Annotated in this window: 19 protein-coding genes; 7 read left to right on the top strand and 12 right to left on the bottom strand. The window is 68.0% G+C overall.

Translation table 11 applies throughout. From position 1 onward, the window contains the following. Nucleotides 1–59 precede the first annotated feature (59 nt). Nucleotides 60–2726: a penicillin acylase family protein gene (locus tag MRBLWO12_RS16190; RefSeq protein ID WP_363558620.1), complete on the top strand. Its 2667-nt coding sequence runs from the start codon at nt 60–62 to the stop codon at nt 2724–2726. 170 nt (nt 2727–2896) lie between these two features. Beyond that, nucleotides 2897–3658, top strand: coding sequence for an alpha/beta fold hydrolase (locus MRBLWO12_RS16185; RefSeq protein WP_363557290.1), 762 nt, complete (start codon nt 2897–2899; stop codon nt 3656–3658). A gap of 249 nt (nt 3659–3907) precedes the next feature. On the opposite strand, the gene MRBLWO12_RS16180 is transcribed toward MRBLWO12_RS16185, so the two are convergent. The 7 genes from MRBLWO12_RS16180 to MRBLWO12_RS16150 all read right to left on the bottom strand — a co-directional run bounded on the left by MRBLWO12_RS16180 (nt 3908) and on the right by MRBLWO12_RS16150 (nt 11316). Next, nucleotides 3908–4777: an endonuclease domain-containing protein gene (locus tag MRBLWO12_RS16180; RefSeq protein ID WP_363557288.1), complete on the bottom strand. Its 870-nt coding sequence runs from the start codon at nt 4775–4777 to the stop codon at nt 3908–3910. A gap of 244 nt (nt 4778–5021) precedes the next feature. Beyond that, nucleotides 5022–5411 carry a monovalent cation/H(+) antiporter subunit G gene (gene mnhG / locus MRBLWO12_RS16175; RefSeq protein ID WP_363557286.1) on the bottom strand — a complete coding sequence of 130 codons (390 nt, stop codon included), beginning with the start codon at nt 5409–5411 and terminating at the stop codon, nt 5022–5024. Further along, entirely contained in the window at nt 5408–5677 is a 270-nt protein-coding gene (locus MRBLWO12_RS16170; RefSeq protein ID WP_363557284.1) for a monovalent cation/H+ antiporter complex subunit F, read from the bottom strand. Before MRBLWO12_RS16170 ends, mnhG begins: the two co-directional genes overlap by 4 nt. Beyond that, the gene (locus tag MRBLWO12_RS16165; RefSeq protein ID WP_363557282.1) at nt 5674–6246 is read right to left on the bottom strand and encodes a Na+/H+ antiporter subunit E; all 573 of its coding nucleotides are present in this window, start codon (nt 6244–6246) and stop codon (nt 5674–5676) included. Before MRBLWO12_RS16165 ends, MRBLWO12_RS16170 begins: the two co-directional genes overlap by 4 nt. Next, a complete protein-coding gene (locus tag MRBLWO12_RS16160; RefSeq protein WP_363557280.1) occupies nt 6243–7796 on the bottom strand; it encodes a Na+/H+ antiporter subunit D in 1554 nt (517 codons plus the stop codon). The genes MRBLWO12_RS16165 and MRBLWO12_RS16160 overlap by 4 nt, the downstream gene beginning before the upstream one ends. Then, nucleotides 7793–8368, bottom strand: a complete 576-nt coding sequence (locus MRBLWO12_RS16155) for a Na(+)/H(+) antiporter subunit C (protein ID WP_363557278.1) — start codon at nt 8366–8368, stop codon at nt 7793–7795. The genes MRBLWO12_RS16160 and MRBLWO12_RS16155 overlap by 4 nt, the downstream gene beginning before the upstream one ends. Next, entirely contained in the window at nt 8368–11316 is a 2949-nt protein-coding gene (locus MRBLWO12_RS16150) for a Na+/H+ antiporter subunit A (protein WP_363557276.1), read from the bottom strand. The genes MRBLWO12_RS16155 and MRBLWO12_RS16150 overlap by 1 nt, the downstream gene beginning before the upstream one ends. Before the next feature lie 211 nt (nt 11317–11527). On the opposite strand from MRBLWO12_RS16150, the gene MRBLWO12_RS16145 reads away from it, so the two are divergent. Beyond that, complete coding sequence (locus MRBLWO12_RS16145; RefSeq protein WP_363557274.1) at nt 11528–13021, top strand: hypothetical protein; 1494 nt, start codon at nt 11528–11530, stop codon at nt 13019–13021. 29 nt (nt 13022–13050) lie between these two features. Here the strand turns inward: MRBLWO12_RS16145 and MRBLWO12_RS16140 are convergent, their stop codons facing one another. Continuing rightward, complete coding sequence (locus MRBLWO12_RS16140) at nt 13051–14112, bottom strand: LacI family DNA-binding transcriptional regulator (protein ID WP_363557272.1); 1062 nt, start codon at nt 14110–14112, stop codon at nt 13051–13053. A 60-nt stretch (nt 14113–14172) separates the two neighbouring features. On the opposite strand from MRBLWO12_RS16140, the gene MRBLWO12_RS16135 reads away from it, so the two are divergent. Continuing rightward, entirely contained in the window at nt 14173–15405 is a 1233-nt protein-coding gene (locus MRBLWO12_RS16135; RefSeq protein WP_363557270.1) for an MFS transporter, read from the top strand. 3 nt (nt 15406–15408) lie between these two features. On the opposite strand, the gene MRBLWO12_RS16130 is transcribed toward MRBLWO12_RS16135, so the two are convergent. Together MRBLWO12_RS16130 and MRBLWO12_RS16125 are read right to left on the bottom strand one after the other, a co-directional pair. Continuing rightward, nucleotides 15409–16050: a response regulator transcription factor gene (locus tag MRBLWO12_RS16130; RefSeq protein ID WP_363557268.1), complete on the bottom strand. Its 642-nt coding sequence runs from the start codon at nt 16048–16050 to the stop codon at nt 15409–15411. Next, on the bottom strand, nt 16047–17249 hold the full coding sequence (locus tag MRBLWO12_RS16125; protein WP_363557266.1) for a sensor histidine kinase: 1203 nt from the start codon (nt 17247–17249) through the stop codon (nt 16047–16049). Before MRBLWO12_RS16125 ends, MRBLWO12_RS16130 begins: the two co-directional genes overlap by 4 nt. Before the next feature lie 110 nt (nt 17250–17359). On the opposite strand from MRBLWO12_RS16125, the gene MRBLWO12_RS16120 reads away from it, so the two are divergent. Together MRBLWO12_RS16120 and nucS are read left to right on the top strand one after the other, a co-directional pair. Beyond that, nucleotides 17360–18184: a GAP family protein gene (locus tag MRBLWO12_RS16120; RefSeq protein WP_363557264.1), complete on the top strand. Its 825-nt coding sequence runs from the start codon at nt 17360–17362 to the stop codon at nt 18182–18184. 50 nt (nt 18185–18234) lie between these two features. Then, nucleotides 18235–18930 carry an endonuclease NucS gene (gene nucS, locus MRBLWO12_RS16115; RefSeq protein WP_363557262.1) on the top strand — a complete coding sequence of 232 codons (696 nt, stop codon included), beginning with the start codon at nt 18235–18237 and terminating at the stop codon, nt 18928–18930. Between the two features lie 33 nt (nt 18931–18963). On the opposite strand, the gene MRBLWO12_RS16110 is transcribed toward nucS, so the two are convergent. Continuing rightward, nucleotides 18964–19290: a response regulator gene (locus MRBLWO12_RS16110; RefSeq protein WP_363557260.1), complete on the bottom strand. Its 327-nt coding sequence runs from the start codon at nt 19288–19290 to the stop codon at nt 18964–18966. 147 nt (nt 19291–19437) lie between these two features. Between MRBLWO12_RS16110 and MRBLWO12_RS16105 the strand changes: the two genes are divergently transcribed. Continuing rightward, entirely contained in the window at nt 19438–20103 is a 666-nt protein-coding gene (locus MRBLWO12_RS16105) for an HAD hydrolase-like protein (protein ID WP_363557258.1), read from the top strand. A 226-nt stretch (nt 20104–20329) separates the two neighbouring features. Here the strand turns inward: MRBLWO12_RS16105 and MRBLWO12_RS16100 are convergent, their stop codons facing one another. After that, complete coding sequence (locus MRBLWO12_RS16100) at nt 20330–20536, bottom strand: cold-shock protein (protein ID WP_042540947.1); 207 nt, start codon at nt 20534–20536, stop codon at nt 20330–20332. Between the last annotated feature and the right edge of the window lie 468 nt (nt 20537–21004).

Here is a 21004-nt window from a genome sequence, read left to right as displayed (position 1 = left end):
CGTACCCGGACTCGGTGGAACTGAGTTCCTCCTCGTACTACCCGAAAGAGCTCTCGACGATGACGACAGACTCGCAGCCCATCGACGTACCCGCGCGCCGCCCGTGGGGTCCGCGCATCGGACGGATCGCGTTCCTGGTGCTCGCCGGCATCGTCGTGGTCGCCGTGGCCGCCGCGTTCTTCGTGACCTGGACCATCCAGCGTTCGTTCCCGCAGACCGCGGGCACCGTCACACTCGACGGGCTCGCCGCTGAGGTCACCGTGCAGCGCGACGATCGCGGCATCCCGACCATCACCGCCGATTCCACGGACGACCTGTTCTTCGCCGAGGGCTTCGTGCATGCGCAGGACCGCTTCTTCGAGATGGATTTCCGACGCCACGTCACCTCCGGCCGCGTCGCCGAGATGTTCGGCGAGTCCCAGGCGGGGACGGATGCGTTCCTGCGCACGCTCGGATGGCGCAAGGTCGCCGAGGCCGAAGTCGCAGCGATGGACGAGAAGACCCTCGGCTACTACGAGGCCTACGCCGACGGTGTCAACGCCTACCTCGCGTCGCGGTCCGGCGCCGAGCTCTCACTCGAATATGCCGTGATCGGCATGCAGAACCCCGACTACACCCCCGAGCCCTGGGAGCCTGCGGACTCGGTGGCGTGGTTGAAGGCGATGGCGTGGGACCTCCGCGGCAATGTCGAGGACGAGTCCGAGCGCGCACTGCTGGCCGCACAGCTGAACGCCGACGGATCCGCGGATCCTGATGCCGCCGACGAGACCTCCGCGATGCTCGAGAAGCTGTATCCCGCCTACCCGTTCGACGAGAACCCGGTCATCGTTCCCAAGATCTCGACCGTTCCCGTGCTCGACACCGACGCCGAGGCGGCGTTCGCGACCGAGCCCGCAGGCGACGGTGAGATGCAGCAGGCGGCCACCACCCTGGACTGGGAAGAGACCTCGAGCGTGGTCGAAGCGGCGAGCATCCTGGTCGGCGATGTCGGCGAGGGCATCGGGTCGAACTCGTGGGTCGTGTCAGGGGCGCTCACCGAGTCCGGACTGCCGTTGCTGGCCAACGACCCGCACCTCGGCGCGTCTCTCCCCTCGGTCTGGTACCAGGTGCAGCTGAAGTGCTCGACCGTGAACGAGGCGTGCCCGTTCGACGTCGGCGGCTTCTCGTTCTCCGGACTCCCCGGCATCGTGATCGGCCACAACCAGACCGTCGCCTGGGGATTCACGAACCTCACCACCGACGTCACGGATCTCTACGTCGAACGGATCGAGGGTGACCAGTACTGGCGCGACGGCGTACTCGTGCCGCTCGAGGAGAGCACCGAGACCATCAAGGTGGCCGGTGGGGACGACATCGAGTTGACCATCCGCTCGACCGTGCACGGCCCGATCATCTCGGGCCTGACCGACGACTTCACCGCGATCGCCGAAGACCCGTCCGCCGGTCTCGCAGCCGGGGGCGCATCGCCGACGACTCCAGCGACGGAAGCATCCGACGCCGAGTACGCCGTGAGCCTGCGCTGGACCGCGCTCGATCCCGGTACCGCCGCGACCGCCATCTTCGCGCTGTCGACCGCGCAGGACTTCGAGGACTTCCGCTACGCGGCATCCCTCTTCGACGTGCCGGCACAGAACCTCATCTACGCAGACACCGAAGGCAACATCGGCTACCAGACGCCCGGTCGCCTGCCGATCCGCGGCGCCGGTGACGGCTGGCTCCCCCAGCCGGGATGGGACAGCAGCTACGACTGGACCGGCTACATCCCGTTCGAGGAGCTGCCGGTCTCGTACAACCCGAGCTCGGGCTACATCGTCACGGCGAACAACGCGATCGTCACAGACGACTTCGACTACTTCCTCTCGAAGGATTGGGACTACGGCTACCGCGCGGCGCGCATCGCCCACCTGATCGAGCGGCGTGCGGCGGTGGCCCCGCTCACGGCGCAGGACATGCGCGATATCCAGATGGACAACGAGATGTGGATCGGCAAGCAGCTGGCTTCCGCACTCGGCGACGTGGACGTCTCGGGGAAGGGGCCGAAGGAGGCGATCGAGCTGTTGCGCGCCTGGGATGCCCAGAACACGGCATCCTCCGCCGGTGCCGCCTACGCGAACGTGCTGTGGTCGAATCTCGTGCAGAACATCTTCGAGAAGCGCGACCAGCCGCTGCCGATCAGCCACCAGAGCCGCCTGTTCACCGTCGTCTCGGAGATGCTCGAGAACCCCGCCGATCCGCTCTGGGTCAACGAGGAGATCGACGTCGCCGGGATGGAGGAGATGCTCGCGCTCTCGGCCGAGCAGGCCTACGACGAGCTCGCCGGGCTGCAGGGTGATGTGGTCGCGCGCTGGAACTGGGGGTCGCTGCACGCGATCACGCTCACCAGCGACACCCTCGGGTCCTCGGGCATCGCGCCGATCGAGGCACTCTTCAACCGGGGCCCGTTCCCCGTGAGCGGCGGCGCATCGGTCGTGAACGCGACCGGGTGGGAACTCGGCGAGAGCTACGCGACCACGACCGTCCCCTCGATGCGGATGGTCATCGACCTCGCCGACTTCGACGCCTCGAGCTGGAACCACCTCACCGGCGCCTCCGGCCACGCCTATCACGAGCACTACATCGACCAGACGGCCGACTGGGCTGTCGGCGTGCAGAAGCCGTGGGCGTTCTCGGCGAAGGCGGTGACTGCGGCTGCCGTCGACACCCTGGTGCTGGCGCCGAAGGGCTGAGCTCCCTGCGTGCCTGCGTCGCACCGCCCTGGGTCCCTGCGCCTGTCGAAGGGTCCCTGCGTCGTGCCGCCCTGGGTCCCTGAGCCTGTCGAAGGGTCCCTGCGTCGCACCGCCCTGGGTCCCTGAGCCTGTCGAAGGGTCCTCCCTGCTGCGTCGACTACCGTTGACGGGTGCCGAAAAGTCTGCTCGCCCCGAAGGGCGTCCCCGTGACCCTGGTCGAGTTCGAGCGCAGCGGGGCGAGCCTCATCGCCGAGACCTTCGGCGAGGGCGCGCACACGTTCATCCTGCTGCACGGAATCGGCATGGGTCGCAGCGTGTATCTCGACGTCGTGCAGAAGCTGAAGGGTCGCATGATCGCGTTCGACCTGCCCGGCTTCGGGGAGGCGCCTGAACCCTCCCGCACGTTCACGATGGAGCGTCATGCCGACCTCGTCGCCGCGTACCTTCGTGAGTTCGACGCGGGAAAGGTCATCGTGATCGGCCACTCGATGGGCAGCCAGATCGCGGCTGAGCTCGCGGCACGGCATCCGTCTCTCGTCGAGGGTGTCATCCTCGCCGGCCCCACGGTGAACAAGGCGGCCCGGAACATCCGCGCCCAGGCGACCTACCTGCTGCGCGACCTGATGGGCGAGCGACCCGAGGTGCTGTGGCGCGGCGCGCGGGAATACCTTCGCGGAGGCCCCCATCTGGTGCGCAAGATGAAGGCGACCATCGTGCACGAACCCGAGAAGGCGTTCGCGCGCATCGACGTGCCGGTGCTCGTGCTGCGCGGTGAGAGCGACCCGCTCGCGCCGATGAGCTGGTGCCAGGAGATCATCGACGCGATCCCCGGCGCCGACCTCCAGGTCATCCCCGACCACGGTCACGGCACGCTGATCAGCGACTCCGAGCCCGCCGCACGTCTGATCCAGCGCTTCGCCGACGCCCTCTGACGTGACCGTCGTTCACAACTCAGGACCAGCGCCTGAATCCTGGCCGCTCCACCCCTAGGTCCTGCGGCTTCGGCATCCCACCGCGCCATTCGTCCTGAGTTGCGGAGGGCGTCCCCCGTGGCTCTCGCCTCAGACCGCGGTCGGAACCACATCCTGCCCGCGGACCGTCCCCGTCTCCAACTCAGGAAGACAGCGCTGAATCTCGCTCCGCGCGCCGACCGGGGTCGCGCGCCGCCGGTTCCGCCTGAGCTATCGACGCGGTCGAGGCGCGTACCGGGTCCCGAGGGCCGCGATGATCGCCGCCAGCTCCCGCTGCACGGCCGTGAAGTCATGAAGGATGTCCGTGGCAAGGGGGCGTACCGTCACATATCCGAGGCGCGCGGCAGCCAGATCCCGCCGCCGATCCTCCATCTGCTTCTCCCACCCTTCGTGGAACTCCTTGCTGTCGCACTCGATGATCAGCCAGCCTTCCACGACGAAGTCGACGTACCCGACTCCCGCCAGGTGCACCTGAGTCTCATAGCTCACCCCGAGCGCACGCAGCATGAGCCGGACGAAGGTCTCCGGCCCGGACGCAGCGGAACCGTCCGCAAGCATGAGTAGAGCCTGAAACCTTCGCGGCAGCTCTGCGAAGAGTGCCGCGAGCTGTTCCCGGGTGACCAGCCCGTGGTGGAGCAGGCTGTCGAGCGTCGCCAGCGCAGCACGAGGCTGCTGGCACCGGACAGCATGCCGTATCGCCGCGTGGAGTCCTGTGACATGAAGGAACCTCTGCTCCGACGAGGCCGCCCAGTGCAGGTGCACCTTCTCCTTCGGGGGCAGAGCGAAGCGCGAGCTGTTCCGCGTCACCTCGAAGTGCCATTCCTTCGCCGACAGGACGAAGATTCCCAGCATCTGCAGCAGCGTCAGGCACGTAACTCTCGCCCCGATGCTGCCCGCAGCCGCGACAGCATCCGGGGCGCCCTGGCGCATGTAGCGATCTCGGCGCAGTCGTACGAGCGCTCCGGATCTCAGACTCCTCCTGATGCGCTGGACGGTGAAGCCGTGACTAATCAGGTCGTTCCGGGTGATGAGCACAGGCTTGAACACCTGACCCGCCCGGTCGCGCGGTGGAGAATCCATGTGAGCCAGGATGATTGTCCGTGGCGGTAGGCGGGAGACGCGGCGCAGCGATTGTGGACGGCTGCGCCGATCCGCGCTTTGTGCAGGAGTAGATGCGCCTCGGCCCGCCATCCGCAACTCAGGACTTCAAGCCGACCACTGTCAGGAGACAGCAGCACGGCGGATGCAGCGTGCGCTACGGCCCTGCTCATCCTGAGTTATGAACGCGCCAGCCAAGCCCGCGCCGGACCACCGGCCGTCCGACCTACCCGGCGCCGGGAGGGGTCTGCTTCGAGTCCGCGAGCTCGTCGACGACCAGGGTGCGCTGCTCCATGGTGCCGTTGCGGTAGGCCTGACGTCCGACCATGTGTGCCGAGAGCGGCGCGGTGGCGAACTGCATCAGCACGATAGGGGCGACCAGCACGATTCCGAGCAGGATGCCACCGATGCTGCGCTGCGACAGCGCGACCGCGAGGCAGATCAACACGAGGCCGAGCACCTGAGGCTTCGTGGCCGCGTGCAGGCGCGAGGGCACGTCGCGGAAGTGGAGCAGTCCGACCGCGGCCGACAAACACAACACGGCTCCGAGGAGGATGAGCACGAGAACCGCGACGTCGATCACGGCGTCGGGGATCAACAGACCGAGCACGTTCATGGTGTCGTGTTGTCCCTTCTCGCGACGAAGCGCGCGACGGCGATCGAGCCGAACACCCCGATCGCGGCGATGATCAGCAGCACCGGGATGCTGCGGGTGTGTCCGTTGATGGCCATCTCGGCGCCGATCACGCACATGACCTCGGTCAGCAGCACGTCTGAGGCGACGGCACGGTCGAGGATCGACGGACCGCGCACGATGCGGATGAGTGTGAGGATCGCGGCGACACCGAACACGATCATGATCAGGATCAGCAGCACGTTCATCGGACACCGCCCTTCGTCGATCCGGCCCTGAGAGCACGGTACTGCGCGGGACTTCCGAGTGCGCGCACGATCCGACGCTCCCAGACCAGCACGCCTTCGCGTTGCTTCTCGACGTCGGCGGTGGTGCGCACGCCGATCACATGCAGGTACAGGATGCGACGGTCGCGGTCGGCCTCGACCACGAGCGACCCGGGGATCAGCGACGAGGTGACGGCCACGTGCGTCATGACGAGGTCATCGGCGTAGCGCAGGGGCACGGCGATGATCGCGGCGCCGGGCTGGCGGCGGAAGTCGAACACCTGCACGGTCACGTACAGCGCACCCTGCAGCACCGCGAACAGGAACTGCACGACGAAGAGCGCCGCGTACCAGATGTTGATCCGGCCGGAGAGGGCGACCGTCGGCAGACGGAACACGCGGGTCACGAAGATCGCCACGACGAGCCCCGTGAGGAACGACAGCACGGTGAACTGCGCCCAGAGCAGCATCCAGAGCACGACGAGCCAGGCGAGGAACGGGAGCTGCGAGCCGATGTCGCGCCAGAGATGGCGGCGGGTGCGTTCCATCATCCGTCCACCTCATCCTGCAGCTGCACCAGGCTGACCGGATCGAGCAGCGTGGCTCCGATGCGATCGCACAGCGCGTAGAGGGGACCGGCGAAGATCGTCAGCGCGACGGTGACCGCCACCATGCCTGCCGTGGCATACGTCATGATCTTCGGGATGCGGCGACGTTCCTGCTGCTCGTCGGCAGCGGGGGCGTTGCCCAGGTACGAGATACGTCCCTCCGTCTCGGAGGAGTCCTCCTCCTCGCGCCAGAAGGCGAGGTTCCAGGCACGCATCAGGGCGTAGAGCGTGAGCAGCGAGGTCACGATGCCGCCGACGATCAGCACGATCATGAGCGGGGTGCCGACGGATGCCGCGGCCTCGAACAGCGCGAACTTGCCGATGAAGCCGGAGAACGGGGGCAGCCCGCCGAGGTTGATGGCCGGCACGAAGTAGAGCACGGCGATCACCGGCGCGACCTTCAGCAGCCCCTTCACCCGCAGGATCGACGTACTGCCGGCTCGACGTTCCACGAGTCCGACGGCGAGGAACAGCGTCGTCTGCACCACGATGTGGTGGACGATGTAGTACACCGTCGCGCCGATCGCCGCCGGTGTCGCTATCGCCAAGCCGAAGATCATGTAGCCGACGTGGCTGACCAGGGTGAACGACAGGATTCGTTTGAGCTCGGCTTGCGCGACCGCGCCGAGGACTCCCACGATCATGGTGGCCAGCGCCACGATCAGAAGCAAGGTGTCGATGTCGTTGTCGGCGAACAGCTGCGTCTCGGTGCGGATCAGCGCGTACACGCCGACCTTCGTCAGCAAGCCGGCGAACACGGCGGTGACGGGTGCCGGCGCCGTCGGGTAGGAGTCAGGGAGCCAGAAGGAGACGGGGAAGATCGCGGCCTTGATGCCGAAGGCGATCACCAGCATCAGGTGCAGCACCAGCTGCGTCTCCTGTGGCAGCTCCGTCATCCGCTCGGCGATCTGCGCCATGTTCACGGTTCCGAGCGCGCCGTAGATCATGGCGATCGCGGCGAGGAACAGGATCGACGACACGAGCGAGACGACGATGTAGACCGCACCGGTGCGGATGCGGGACTCGGTGCTGCCGAGGGTGATCAGCACGTACGAGGCGACGAGCAGGATCTCGAAGCCGACGTAGAGGTTGAACAGGTCGCCCGCGATGAAGGCGTTGAAGATGCCGGCCGCGAGGATCAGGTACGACGGGTTGAAGATCGAGATCGGGGTCTCGTCCGTACCGTCTGCAACGCCCTGACCGATCGAGAAGAGCAGCACCGCGAGCAGCACGATGCTCGAGATGAGCACGAGGAGCGCGGCGAGCCGGTCGACGTAGAGCACGATGCCGAACGGCACCGGCCAGCCACCGACCGAGACTGCGAGCGGCTCACCGGCGTCCACCACCACGAGCAGCACGGCAGCGATGACCGACACCGCCGCCAGGGTCAGCACGGTGACGAGCACCTGCAGGCGGGCGTTGCGGCCGAAGATGAGCGTGATGGCGGCGCCGAGCAGCGGCAGTCCGACGAGCAGGGGAATGAGCGCGGTCACGTGCGGTCCTCCCCTTCGTCTCGTGAGTCTGATTCAGGCCGGGCGTCGGAATCCGTTCCGGTGTACGGCCGCGATGGCAGATCGGTCGGGGCGTCATCCTGGATGGACGAGTGATCTCGCATGTGGAGCACCGTGATCGGCGCGGTCTGCACTCCCACGAAGTCGGTGGTGGCCTCGTCGTCCTCCGTGTCGCCCTCGTCGTCCATGACGTCCTCGTCGGCGTCGGTGCGTGCACGCAGAGCGATGTCGGCTTCGTCGTCCTCGACGGTGTCGGCCTGACCCAGCTGCCAGGAGCGATAGATCAGCGCGAGCAGGAATGCCGAGACGGCGAAGGTGATCACGATCGCGGTGAGGGTGAGTGCCTGGGGCAGCGGGTCGCTGACGCTGCCTTCGGCGTCGTAGAACGGGGCGTTGCCCGGCACGCCCATCACGATCAACAGCAGCAGGTTGGTGGCGTTGCCGAGGAGGAGGAAGCCGATGAGCACGCGGGTGAGGCTGCGCTCGAGCATCGCGTAGACGCCGCAGGCGAACAGCACGGCCATGATCACGATCAGGGTCAGCGAGACATCCATCAGCTGCTCACCGCCCGCTCGCGCATATCCTGCGCCTGCCGGTCGACCTCGGCACCGAGGCTGCGGAGCACGTCGAGCACGAGTCCGATCACGACGAGGTACACGCCGATGTCGAAGATGGTCGAAGTGACGAACTCCATGTGCCCGATGCCGGGGATCTCCCACTCCCAGAACGAGCTGGTGAGCGGGGCGAGACCGAAGAAGAGCGGGATGACGGCGGTGCCGACGGCGAGGATCAGACCAGCACCCAGGAGGCGTCCGGCATCCGTCGGCGCGGCGGCGCCGAGCTCCCAGCGTCCTCCCGCGATGTAGCGCATGACCAGGGCCATTCCGGCGACGAGTCCACCGGCGAAGCCGCCGCCCGGGAGGTTGTGGCCGGCGAAGAGCAGGAAGATCGACACCACGATGATCGTGTGGAAGAGGATGCGGACGATCACCTCGAGCAGGATCGACCGGTTCTCCGGCTTCATCTTCTGACCGCCCACGAGCCAGGCGCGGGGGCTGGCCTGATTCTCGGTCGTCTGGAAGCGGATGCCCTCGGTGGTCTCGACCAGCGGCCGGCTGCGCGCGGCCTTGCGCGTCGCGCGCGGCAGGGTCCTGGTGGCGGCGAGCAGATCAGCACGATGTGTGACGAACACCAGCGAGGCGACACCGGTCGCGGCGAGCACGAGCACCGACAGCTCGCCCATCGTGTCCCAGCCACGCAGGTCGACGAGAGCAACGTTGACGACGTTCTTGCCGTGACCGATCTCGTAGGCGATCTCGGGGAAGATGCCCGAGATCGGATCGGCCACGCGGGATTGCGTGGCGACGACCGCGATCAGCGCCATCGTCAGACCCACGCCGATGCCGAGCAGAGCGCGAGGGATGCGCCCGACCGATGCGTTGTGCTCTCCCATACGGGCAGGCAGTCGGCGCAGCACCAGAGCGAAGGTGACCATCGTGACGGTCTCGATGAGGATCTGGGTGAGTGCGAGGTCAGGCGCGCCACTGGTGGCGAACAGGGCGACCATGCCGAGTCCGGTCACCGAGACGAGTACGACTCCCGTGTACCGTTTCTGCGCGCGGACGGCGAAAACGCCGGCGGCCGCCATGATCGGCGCCACCACGATCTGCGCGGGCGTGTGCCACGCGGACAACTGGAACCGATCGATGTCGCTCGCCACGAGCGCCGTGACCTCCGCCGCGACGAACACCACGAAGATCGTGCCGACGTACACAGGGAGCGAACCACGCTGGGTCAGGGTGGTGCTGAGGACGGAGAGACGGTCGACGCCGCGGACGACGAGGTAGTAGACGTCCGCAGCCGTGAAGCGCAGCAGCCGGGGCTTGCGGTCCCAGCCGGTGCGACGGGTGAGGAGGAACAGTCCGAATCCGAGCAGGATCGACAGGATCGAGATACCGAGCGCCGGCTCGAAGCCGTGCCAGAGAGCGAGGTGGCCTGGTCCTTCGGTCGCCTCTCCCGTCGCCGAGTCGAGCCCGGGTGTCGCCGTCACCGCGTAGCCCTGCAACGCGATGTCGAGAGCCGGGGCACCGATACCGGCGGCGAGGGTCACACCCGCGAGGATGATCGGCGCGGAGAGGAAGCCGACGGGAGGGTCTGGCCACGCCGTGGTCGGCATCCGTCCACCCTGCGCATCACGCTTGGTCCAGAAGGCGCCCCAGAGGAACCGGACGCCATATGCCGCGGTGAGCATGGACCCGAGGACGACGCCGATGATGGCCACCAGGCCCCAGGGAGAGCCGGCCAGAGCGTCGTCGAGGAGAGCGGTGAGGGTGGATTCCTTGGCCACGAATCCGATGGTCGGGGCGACGCCCGCCATGGATGCCACCGAGATGAACGCCGCCGTCGCCATGACCGGGGCCTGTCGGCCGACTCCGGAGAGCTCGTTGATGTCACGGGTCGAGAGCTGGCGGTCGATCACGCCGACGATCAGGAACAGCGCCGACTTGAACAGCGCGTGCCCGATGACCAGCGCGAGTCCGGCGAGGGCTGCTGCCTGCGTGCCGTAGCCGACGACCACGGCGAAGAAGCCCAGCTGGCTGACCGTGCCGAAGGCGAGGATGCGCTTGAGGTCGGTCTCACGCAACGCCTGGATGCCCCCGAGCAGCATCGTCACGATACCGAGGGTGATCACGATCGGTCGCCACGGGGCGCTGAACGCGAAGATCGGCGCGAAGCGGGCGATCAGGTAGATGCCGGCCTTCACCATCGCGGCGGCGTGCAGGTAGGCGCTCACAGGGGTGGGCGCCGCCATGGCACCGGGCAGCCAGAAGTGGAACGGGAACAGCGCCGACTTGCTGATCGCGCCGATCAGGAGCATCACGATGGCGGCATCGACGATCGGTCCGGTGGGCGCGAGCGCGAGGATCTCGCGGATGCTGGAGGTTCCGGTATCCACGACCAGCAGGACCACGCCGACGAACATCACCAGGCCGCCGAGCGTGGTCACGAGAAGCGCCTGCAGCGCCGCACGTCGGCTGGCCGCGCGGCGGCGGTAATGGCCGATCAGGAGGTACGAGAGGATGCTCGTCACCTCCCAGAACATCACGAGCATCACGAGGTCGTCGGTGAGCACGAGCCCGTACATCGCGCCGGCGAACCCGAGCAGCACGGCGGAGAACTGGCCGATCCCGACGGAGTCGTCGTGGAAGTACCAGCGGCAATACAACAGCACGAGGGCGCCGACCCCGGTGACGATCAGAGTGAGCACCCACCCGAGCACGTCCATGTGCATCGACAGGTTGAGGCCGAGTTGCGGGATCCACGCGATCGACACGTACGGCGACGAGTCCGGGTCGAGCACCTGCGGCGTCATCACGAGCGCGTGGATGAATGCTGCCGCGGGAACGAGCGCGGCGATCGCGAAGGCCTGAGCTCCGAGCCAGCGCACCAGAACGGGCATCAACAGCGACCCGAGGAGGAACACGGCGAGGAGCGTCAGCATATACGCGGCTCCTTGGGGCTCGTCGGCCAGATGGCGCAGGCGGGCAGGTCCCCCCCAGTTTACCGGGCGATCGAGGTTCTCAGGTCCGCAGTATCCGCTGCCGAATCGATCAAATGGCTCTTTTCGCCGTCCTGACGCAGCATTCTGCCTATTGAAATCGGCGAAAAGAGATCATTCAGACGCGGATGCAGGTCGTGGCAGAGTATCGGACATGACACGGGTCTGGGTGCGCGAGCTGGCGGGATGGCTCGGTGCGTTGGCCCTCGCCCTGATCGTGACCGGCCAGGTCGCGGCATCCGCGCGCTCTGAACTGCTGTTCCGCGATGGCGACTCGCTCATCGTCGCCCTGTTCGCGCAGTCCGCCCTCTCCGGTGAGCCCTCGCACTGGGCGATGTCGAGCGTGCTCTTCCTCCCCGAGACCGCCGTGTTCGCCGGCCTCGACCTGATCCTGCCGGTCGACGTGAACGGCTTGCTCGCCGCGAGCGCGGTGGTCAACATCCTCGCGTTCTACGGCGCCCTGCGGATGGCGGCCGGTCGCCGACGCCGCGTCACCGCCCCGGTGTCGTGGGCGCTGATCGGGACGGCGGCGCTCGGGGTGCTCGCGATGACGGAGACCTCGTCCTCCCGCGACGCCCTCGAGCTCGCCTCGCTCCTGCTCACCACGACCTACTACTCCGCGACCGTGATCGCCGTCGTGCTGGCTGTCGGTCTGATCCGTCGCTTCGTCGAGCGCCGGAAGCGGGGAGCGGGTCCTCTGCTCGCGCTGGCGTTCGTGGCGGCACTCTCGACGCTCTCGAACCCGCTCTTCGCGGTCTGGGCGACCGTGCCCCTCACGATCGTCCTGGCAGGCCTGGCGCGGCGATCAGCCACCCGTTCACGGATGCTGCCGGCTCTCGCCGTCTTGATCGCCGCCACGGCTCTCGGTTTGATCGGACGCATGCCGTTCTCGGCATGGATCGCGAACACCGGCGCCGGCTACGCCCAACCCGCGCTGTGGGTGGAGTCCGTCGGCTACTACGCCGCACTCCTCGGTGATCGTGTGACGACGCCACTGGGCATCATCGGCACCCTCCTGTCGCTGGGGCTCCTGGCGTTCGCAGCGGTCAGGTCGATGCGCGTGCACGAGCCGGCCGAGCGCGTGGTCGCTCTGGCTGCGTGGGTGATCCCGGTGCTCGTGCTCCTCGGCGCGATCGCGCTGGGCACGCACGCCGCCCGCTACCTCCAACCGCTCGCCTTCGCGCCGGTGCTCGCGCTCGTCGCAGCGCCACGCGCACTCGCGATCCCACGCCCCCGCCCGATCATCGCCACCGTCGCGGTCCTGCTGCTGGCGGGATCCGCGCTCAGCGTCCCACGCCTGGTGTCCGCCGCGCACGCACCCGATGCCGACCTCACCTGCGTCACGGACTGGGTATCCTCCTCCGGCCGCACGGGCGCCGGTCAGTTCTGGACCGTGCGGCTCCCGAAGCTGCACCTCGACGACCGGACGCAGCTGGTGCAGGTGGACCACAGGCTGAACGGGTACGCCTGGCTGGTGAACCGCACCGACTTCGACGTCGGCGAGGTGTCGTTCCTGATCGAGGATGCGCAGACCGTGGAGTGGCAGCTTCCACTCGACATCGCGCCCGATGCGATCGTCGACTGCGGTCGCTACCGCATCCTCGATTTCGGGAGCACGCCACTGCCGCTCGGCCCGCAGCACAGCTGAGGCAGCCGCGAGCCATCCCGGTCAGCGGCTCAACGGGCGGGCGGAGCCGTCGTCGTGCCCTGGCGGAAGCGACACGTCAGGTGCTGCGTGATGCCCGGTTCGCCGCGCAGCATGCGAGCGACCTGTTCACCGGCGGCACGCCCCTTCTCGACAGCCGGCTGCACGCTGGTGGTGAGCAGCTGCGGACCGAGCCCGTCGACCGCGATGCCGTCGAAGCCGGCGACCGAGACGTCTTCGGGCACGCGCAGCCCCAGCTCCTCTGCAGCCCGGATGACTCCGACGGCGAGGAGGTCGCTCTGAGCGAGAACGGCTGTGGGACGCGTCGCAGGGTCCGCGAGCAGCATGCGTCCGACGATCGCCCCCTCATCGATGAGGCTGCCGGAGGCCGAGATCGCAGGGGCGTCGGGGAACACCTCGCGCATGCCCGCGAGACGGTCGATGGTCACATCGACGGTCGCCGTGGCGATGCGCTCCTGGGTCACGAGACCGCGTTCGCGCTCCGCGTCGAGGGAGAGTGTGACCAGCGCGACGTCACGGTGGCCGAGATCACGCACATGCCGCGCCACGTCGGCGGCCGCGGCCGCGTTGTCGAGCGTGATGCGCGGGATGTCGTCCCCGGCGTCCCCTTCGATCACGACGACAGGGAGCCCGCGACCACGCACGACTTCGAGCGAGGCACGTGTGCGGCCGGAGCATCCGATCAGCACGAAGGCGTCGACCGGGGCGCTCGCGAGTGCGGAGCCGTCTTCGCCGGGCTCGTCGCGCATCAGCAGGATGCCGGCGCTGAGCTCGGCGAGGCCATCGGTGAGCCCGTCCATCATGGCGGTCGTGACCGGATCGAGGAACGCCGCCCGGAGATGTCCCTCGAGGACGACCGCGACGATACCGCTGCGACCACGCCGCAGCGAGGCGGCACGGGGATCTGGTCCGGCATAGCCGAGCTCCGCCGCCGCGGCGAGAACGCGCTCCCTGGTTGCAGCCGCGACCTTGGCCTTGCCGCTGAACACCACGGAGGCGGTCGACGTCGCCACGCCTGCCCCTCGCGCGACGTCGGCGATCGTCGCCCGACGCGGCGTCTCGTGACTGCTCATACTTCGAGGATAGCTCCCTCCGGCTCCCGAGAGTCGAATCGATTCGATATGCTGTGCGACATGGAATCCGCTCTGACCCGCTCCCAGTTCGTCCGGTGGCGTGCCGCCATCTTCGCGATCTTCTTCGCCAGCGGACTCTCGATCGCCACCTGGGCTTCGCGGGTCCCGAGCATCAAGACGGATCTCGCCCTCGACAACGCACAGGTGGGGCTCATCCTCCTCGGCATGGGGGCCGCTTCGATCATCGGCATCTCGACCAGCCCTGCCGTGATGGCGCGCACCGGTGCGCGCCGGGGGATGCTCCTGACGATCCTGCTGTTCGCGCTCGGGATCACCCTCGTGGGGCTGGGTTCGACGGTCTTCGCGTCCGTGCCGGTCGTGCTCACCGGCATGGCGCTGTTCGGTTTCGGAAACGGCAGTCTCGACGTCATGATGAACGTCGAGGCCACGGCCATCGAGCAGCAGATGGGCAAGACGATCCTGCCCGTGTTCCACGCCTTCTTCAGCTTCGGCACCGTGATCGGCGCAGGTGTCGGCGCTCTTGCCGCACTGCTCTCCCTCACCGTCGCGGTGCACGCGTCGATCATCGGGGCGCTGATCGCCATCCTCGCCTTCGTCTGCTTCGCCCAGGTGCCCTCGCGGGAGGCGACGCTCGACCCCGAACCGTCCGAGAAGCCCCATTGGCGCGAACGGATGCATGTCGCGCTGGAGGCCTGGCGCGAGCCCCGCACCTATCTGATCGGCGTGGTCATGCTCGGCATGTCGTTCGCCGAGGGAGGCGCGAACGACTGGATCGCCCTGGGCACCGAGCAGGGCCACGGCTTCGCGGCCGGAACCGGCGCCATCGCTCTCGCGGTCTTCTCCGTGGGCATGACCGTGGTGCGCCTGTTCGGCGGACCGCTCGTCGACCGCTTCGGCCGTGTGGCCGTGCTGCGCATCCTCGCGGTGGCCGCGGCATCCGGCATCCTGCTGTTCATCCTCGGCCCGAACCTGCCGCTCGTGCTCGTGGGGGCCGCGCTCTGGGGGATCGGCGCATCGCTCGGATTCCCGCTGGGGATGTCGGCCGCAGCCGACGACCCTGCGAAGGCGGCCGCCCGTGTGAGCGCGGCGGCGACCATCGGCTATGTGGCGTTCCTCGGCGGACCGCCCGTGCTGGGTTTCATCAGCGAGCACATCGGCCTGCTGAACACCCTCTTCATCCTGGTCGCACTGGTCGTGGCATCCGGCCTGTTCTCCGGCGCCGCGCGTCCGCTGCGTGAAGACGAGAAGATCCCGGTGGTGACACCGAGCTGATCATCAGCGCTGCGGATGCCGCGACAGTGCCGCCGCATGCGAGCGGCTCCGCGCACCGAGTTTCGCCAACACGCTCGAGACGTGGGTCTTGACGGTCGGCACCGAGATGCTCAGCCGTTCGGCGAGCTGCGCATTCGACCAGCCCTGCGCGATTCCGTCGAGCACCTCCCGCTCCCGGAGCGTCAGCTCGGGGTGAGGGTGGCCGGCCCGGAGCGGCTCCGGTGCGCTCTGCGCGACCGCGGCGAGCGCACGTCGTGTCACCCGAGGGTCCAGGGCGCCGTCGCCTGCGGCCACCGAGCGCACCGCCTGAGTGAGGGTCGCGGCGTCGGCGGTCTTGAGGAGGAAACCGACGGCCCCTGCACGGATCGCGCCGAAAACGAGGTCGTCCTCGTCGAAGCTCGTCAGCACGAGCACCTCGCTGACTCCGCGTTCGACGATCTCGCGCGTCGCCGAGACGCCGTCTCGCCCCGGCATGCGCAGATCCATCAGCACCACGTCCGGACGCAGAGCCACCGCATTGCGCACGGCGACATCGCCGTCGGCAGCCTCCCCCACCACGACGATCCCCTGCGCTTCCAGAATGATGCGCAGCCCCGCACGGATCGCCGCGTGGTCATCTGCGAGCAGCACGGTCGGCGCGGTCATGCGTGCACCGCCACCGGGAGTCTCGCCTGCACCGTCCAGCCGCCTGCGACCGGACCCGCCGAGAACTCGCCACCCAGCGCATCCACGCGTTCTCTGAGCATGGCGAGCCCCCAGCCACCACCGGCGTACTCGGCCGCAGCCAGGGATGCTCCGCCCACCGAGCGCACCGCGATGCCGATCCCGCCGTCGTCTTCGGTGATCGCGACGTCGACCTCGGCTCCGCTCGCATGGCGGATGCAGTTGGCCAGCGCCTCCCGCACGATGCGCACGATCGCCTGCTCGACGGGCTCGCTCAGCGGAGACAGACCCGACACCGAGTAGCGGATGTCGAGCCCGGCCCGCTCCGCATCCTCCACGACGCCCTGCAGGTCGCCGAGCCGCGGGGTCGGCGACAGCTCACCATCACCTCGTCGCAGCACGGTGATCATGGAACGCAGTGCGCCGTGCGCATCGAGACCCGCACCACGGACGGCATGCAGCGCCTCACGGTCGCGGACCTCATCCGGCGCGGTCGAGAGAGCCGCTTCGGCGCGGATCGCCATGGCCAGCACGTGCCCTGCGACCACATCGTGCAGCTCCCTCGCCATGGTCTCGCGCTCACGGCGCACGGCCTCGACTCGGTCGCGCGCTGCCACCGCGGCCGCGTCATCCGCCCGCTGACGGTGCAGCTCCGCGAGCTCGTTGGCCTGCGAGACCGCGACCGCCCACCAGTAGTCCGTGCCGACGAAGGCGCCGAACTGCACTGCGACGAGGAAAGCGGTGGGAAGAGAGGCGTGCGAGACCAGCACTGCCATCGCGAACAGCGCGAGCACGGAGACGGCGATCGCGCCCAGCAGACGTACGCGGACTCGGGGCGTCGCGAGGAACGCCGCGGTCCACAGCACATCGAGCAGGACGACCAGTGGCCCGAGTCCACCGAACGTCAGCAGGTCGATCGCGAAGATCACCGCCGCCACCATCAGCGAGACCATCGGGAAGCGCCGCTTCGCCAGCACCAGCAAACACGCAGGGAGCGCGGTCGCGAGCGTCCACCATGCGGAGGTGCCAGGGGGGATGAGCGAGAACATGCCCCAGACCCCGCCGAACCCGAGCGCGGCACCGAGCACACTGAACAGGGCGATGATCAGCGCATCCGCCGCCGGCCGGTGCCCCCGGTACCAGTCGCGGATCCGCTCCGCCGTGGCCTCCATGACACTCATGCAACCACGGCACCTCCGCGCGTCGCATCCGCCGAAAGGATGAGCGCGCCGCGCAACATCAGGACTTTCGCCCGATCCGCTCGGCGGCGGGCTCGCACACGCTGGGGGGCATGGAACTCTTCGGCGGGCTGCCGCTGCCCCTTTCCCTGGCCGTCCTGGCGCTGATCGACGGGCTCAGCGTCGGCACCCTCCTCATCCCGGTCTTCCTCCTCCTGAATCCCGGTCGAGTGCGGGCGGGTCGCATCCTGCTCTACCTCGTGACGATCGCGGCGTTCTATCTGGTCATCGGGTTGCTCTTCCTATGGGGGCTCGTGAACCTCGTCGACGTCGCCGCGGACTTCCTCGCCTCCCCCGCCGGCCTCGTCATCCGACTCGTCGTGGGAGCGTCGCTGCTCATCACGGCCTTCGTGATGCCCACCGGATCGGGCTCACGCGAGAAGGCTGCGGCGACAGCACACCTCGGCGCGTCGTCGACCGGCCTGACCCCTCCCGCCGCTGACGTTTCCCCGGATGCCGCCTCTTCCGCGCCACCTGGGCGCATCACACGATGGCGCAAGCGACTGCTCGACCCGAGCACGCGCGGCACGGCCGTGATGGGGGTGGCGATCGCGGCGGGACTCGTCGAGGTCGCCACGATGCTGCCCTACATCGTGGCGATGACGATGCTGGCCGATGCAGGAGTCGGCACGCCGCTGCGCGTGCTCTCGCTCGTCGGCTACTGCGTTCTCATGATCCTCCCGGCGCTGATTCTGCTGGTGCTGCGTGTGGTGGCCGCGCGGCTCGTGCAGCGGCCCCTCGAACGCTTCGCGGCGTGGATGGAGCGCAACGGAGCCGAGAACACCGCGTGGATCATCGGCATCATCGGGTTCCTGATCGCTCGCTCCGCCGCGACGGAGCTCGGGATCTTCGACGCTCTCGGGCAACTCGGCGGTTGATGTGGCGAGCGCCGTCAGGACGCACGCCAGGATGCCGTTAGGCTCGACGGGTGCGTCTCGTCATCGCCCGCTGCTCGGTCGACTACACCGGTCGGCTCAATGCCCATCTCCCGCTTGCCACGCGTCTGCTCGTGCACAAGGGGGACGGGAGTCTGCTCGTGCACTCGGACGGCGGCAGCTACAAGCCGCTGAACTGGATGAGTCCTCCGTGCTCGCTGTCCACCGAGGACCCGGGCGAGGAAGAGGCGAGTGCCGGCGTCGTCGAGGTGTGGCGCGTGACCCACAAGAAGACCGGCGACGCGCTGCGCGTTCAGATCTACGAGATCATCCACGATTCCTCGCACGAGCTGGGCATCGACCCCGGCCTGCAGAAGGACGGGGTCGAGGCTGACCTGCAGCGCCTGCTCGCGGAGCAGGTCGAGCGCATCTCCGAGGGTGCGACTCTCGTGCGTCGCGAGTACCCGACCGCGATCGGGCCCGTCGATCTGCTGGTGCGCGACGCGGACGGAGCCGCGATCGCGGTCGAGATCAAGCGCCGCGGCGACATCGACGGCGTCGAACAGCTGACCCGGTACCTCGAACTGCTGGGCCGCGACCCGCACCTCTCACCCGTGCAGGGCGTGTTCGCCGCACAGGAGATCAAGCCGCAGGCCCGTGTGCTCGCCGAGGACCGCGGCATCCGCTGCCTCGTGCTCGACTACGACGACATGAAGGGCATCGAGTCCGGCATCCCCCGGCTGTTCTGATCCGGCAGCGACCACCCGCTGCTCGACACAGCGTCAGCGAACCGTGGCCAACCGTCGTGGCGGTCCTTCCAGCCGCGCGATCGCGATCCGCAGCTCGCCCAGCTCGCGGTCCACGCCGACGAACTTCTCGTCGATCCGCGCATCCTGCGCCGCGAACTTCTCATCGATACGCGCATCCTGCAGCGCGAACTTCTCGTCGATACGCGCATCCTGCACTGCGAACTTCTCGTCGATGCGCACTTCCATCCGCGCGAACCGCACGTCCATGCGATTGATCAACCACCCGCACCCGCTCACGAACGCGATGATGATCGACACGGCGCAGGCGAGCATCGTGATGACCTCTACCGACACGAACATTCCCCCAGTCTCGCTCTCTGCGTCCGAGCCTGTCATGCCCCGGATACGGGGGTTCGGCTCCAGCGCGCGGAAGGTGGAGGCCGATCGAAGATGCACACCTGTGCAGGAGGAGTCGTCGGTGCGCGTCAAGCCCATAGGCTGGAAGGCATGGCCTCCTCCCCCTACTCCTGCGTGCTGTGGGACGTCGACGGCACCATCGTCGACGCCTCGATCGGCATCCTCCGTCGCCTGAACGTCGCGCTCACGCACTTCGGCAAGCCGGCACCCACCCGCGAGGAGCTGATCCACTGGATCGGCCCGCCGATGTTCCAGTCCTTCCAGGACCAGGCGGGCATGACCCCGGAACAATCGGCCGAGGCGGTCTCGTTCTACCGCACGCTCGGCAAGGCCGACGGCTACACGACCGATGTGGCCACCTACCCGGGCGTGACCGATCTCATCCGCGATCTGCACGCGGCCGGAGTGCCCCAGGCGACGGCGAGCTCGAAGCCCGAGAACCAGGTCGATGCACTGATCGACCACTTCCAGCTGCGCCCGTCATTCCTCACGACGGTCGGCGCCACACCTGACGAGTCGACACTGGCCTCGAAGACCGACATCGTGGCTGAGGCGCTGCGCCGGCTGACCGCACTCGGCGCCGACGTGTCCCGTCCGGTATTGATCGGAGACCGCCACCACGATGTCGAGGGGGGAAACGCCAACGGGGTGCCCGTGATCTTCGTGGAGTGGGGTTTCAGCGAAGCGCACGAAGGCGACGACGCGGCATTCCGCGCATCCACGGTCGACGAGCTCCGGGCACTGCTTCTCAGCTGATCGTCGCGCGGCCGCGCCACCTGCAGGACGATCGGCGACGCGCAGGACGAAACGCCGCGCGCAGCTCCTGCATCCCGCGCCTTCTCCTGCACGTGGCGCATGACGGCTCCCTCAGGCGCGCTCCATCGCGCACCCCGAAGCCGGATCAGCCCCGCAAAGCACAGAACTCCCCGCCGGATGCCGCATCAAAGCGGATCCGGTCGGGGAGTTCAGTGCATTGTCCGCCTCAGAGGGGGCGGATGTTCTCAGCCTGCAGGCCCTTGGGGCCCTGCGCCACGTCGAACTCGACTCGCTGGTTCTCTTCGAGAGACCGGTAGCCGGATGACTCGATGGCGGAGTAGTGCGCGAAAACGTCAGCGCCGCCGTCGTCGGGGGAGATGAAGCCGAAGCCCTTCTCCGAGTTGAACCACTTGACCGTGCCCTGGGTGCTCATGTACTGCCTGTTCTGCTGGTGAAGAAGCCGACGCAGGTATGCCCCGACATCGCTAACGCTAGTGGAGGAGGCCCTGAAGGGAATAGCCGCGGCCAGAAGGTAACCCAAATGTTGCACGAGCGGAATCTCGCCGACATCCGCGGATCCCGATCGACGGGAGCGGGTCGACGTCGACACAGGCCCCAGAAAATGGTGTGGCCCTCACCGCGGGGGGAGCGATGAGGGCCGAAGACGACCGGAGGGTGCGTCAGGAACAACGCTAACAGCTTTTCCGGACGCTTGTCCCCCTTTTGGGGGACAAATCCCAAAAAAGATGAGAAGATGGGCGATAGCGGCCCCCTCGAATAGTCCATTGGGGACTGAACTACTCGAGAGGGCCCAATCGCATGCACGGATCGTCCTGCCTCTGGGGAAGGCTGCCCGTCATCTGGGGGTGACGGAGACGATCGAATCCCCTTGTGCATGCAC

Source organism: Microbacterium sp. LWO12-1.2 (assembly GCF_040675875.1).
GTDB lineage: Bacteria > Actinomycetota > Actinomycetes > Actinomycetales > Microbacteriaceae > Microbacterium.
This window is presented reverse-complemented; position numbering and strand designations above follow the sequence as displayed.

Coding starts and splice junctions, on each gene's coding strand:
- MRBLWO12_RS16120 (WP_363557264.1), top strand. CDS start 17,360: ATGGAACTCTTCGGCGGGCTGCCGCTGCCCCTTTCCCTGGCCGTCCTG.
- MRBLWO12_RS16165 (WP_363557282.1), bottom strand. CDS start 6,246: ATGATGGAACGCACCCGCCGCCATCTCTGGCGCGACATCGGCTCGCAG.
- MRBLWO12_RS16140 (WP_363557272.1), bottom strand. CDS start 14,112: ATGAGCAGTCACGAGACGCCGCGTCGGGCGACGATCGCCGACGTCGCG.
- MRBLWO12_RS16150 (WP_363557276.1), bottom strand. CDS start 11,316: ATGCTGACGCTCCTCGCCGTGTTCCTCCTCGGGTCGCTGTTGATGCCC.
- MRBLWO12_RS16170 (WP_363557284.1), bottom strand. CDS start 5,677: ATGAACGTGCTGCTGATCCTGATCATGATCGTGTTCGGTGTCGCCGCG.
- MRBLWO12_RS16110 (WP_363557260.1), bottom strand. CDS start 19,290: ATGTTCGTGTCGGTAGAGGTCATCACGATGCTCGCCTGCGCCGTGTCG.
- MRBLWO12_RS16125 (WP_363557266.1), bottom strand. CDS start 17,249: ATGAGTGTCATGGAGGCCACGGCGGAGCGGATCCGCGACTGGTACCGG.
- MRBLWO12_RS16190 (WP_363558620.1), top strand. CDS start 60: ATGACGACAGACTCGCAGCCCATCGACGTACCCGCGCGCCGCCCGTGG.
- MRBLWO12_RS16145 (WP_363557274.1), top strand. CDS start 11,528: ATGACACGGGTCTGGGTGCGCGAGCTGGCGGGATGGCTCGGTGCGTTG.
- MRBLWO12_RS16155 (WP_363557278.1), bottom strand. CDS start 8,368: ATGGATGTCTCGCTGACCCTGATCGTGATCATGGCCGTGCTGTTCGCC.
- MRBLWO12_RS16105 (WP_363557258.1), top strand. CDS start 19,438: ATGGCCTCCTCCCCCTACTCCTGCGTGCTGTGGGACGTCGACGGCACC.
- MRBLWO12_RS16130 (WP_363557268.1), bottom strand. CDS start 16,050: ATGACCGCGCCGACCGTGCTGCTCGCAGATGACCACGCGGCGATCCGT.
- MRBLWO12_RS16100 (WP_042540947.1), bottom strand. CDS start 20,536: ATGAGCACCCAGGGCACGGTCAAGTGGTTCAACTCGGAGAAGGGCTTC.
- mnhG (WP_363557286.1), bottom strand. CDS start 5,411: ATGAACGTGCTCGGTCTGTTGATCCCCGACGCCGTGATCGACGTCGCG.
- MRBLWO12_RS16135 (WP_363557270.1), top strand. CDS start 14,173: ATGGAATCCGCTCTGACCCGCTCCCAGTTCGTCCGGTGGCGTGCCGCC.
- MRBLWO12_RS16180 (WP_363557288.1), bottom strand. CDS start 4,777: ATGGATTCTCCACCGCGCGACCGGGCGGGTCAGGTGTTCAAGCCTGTG.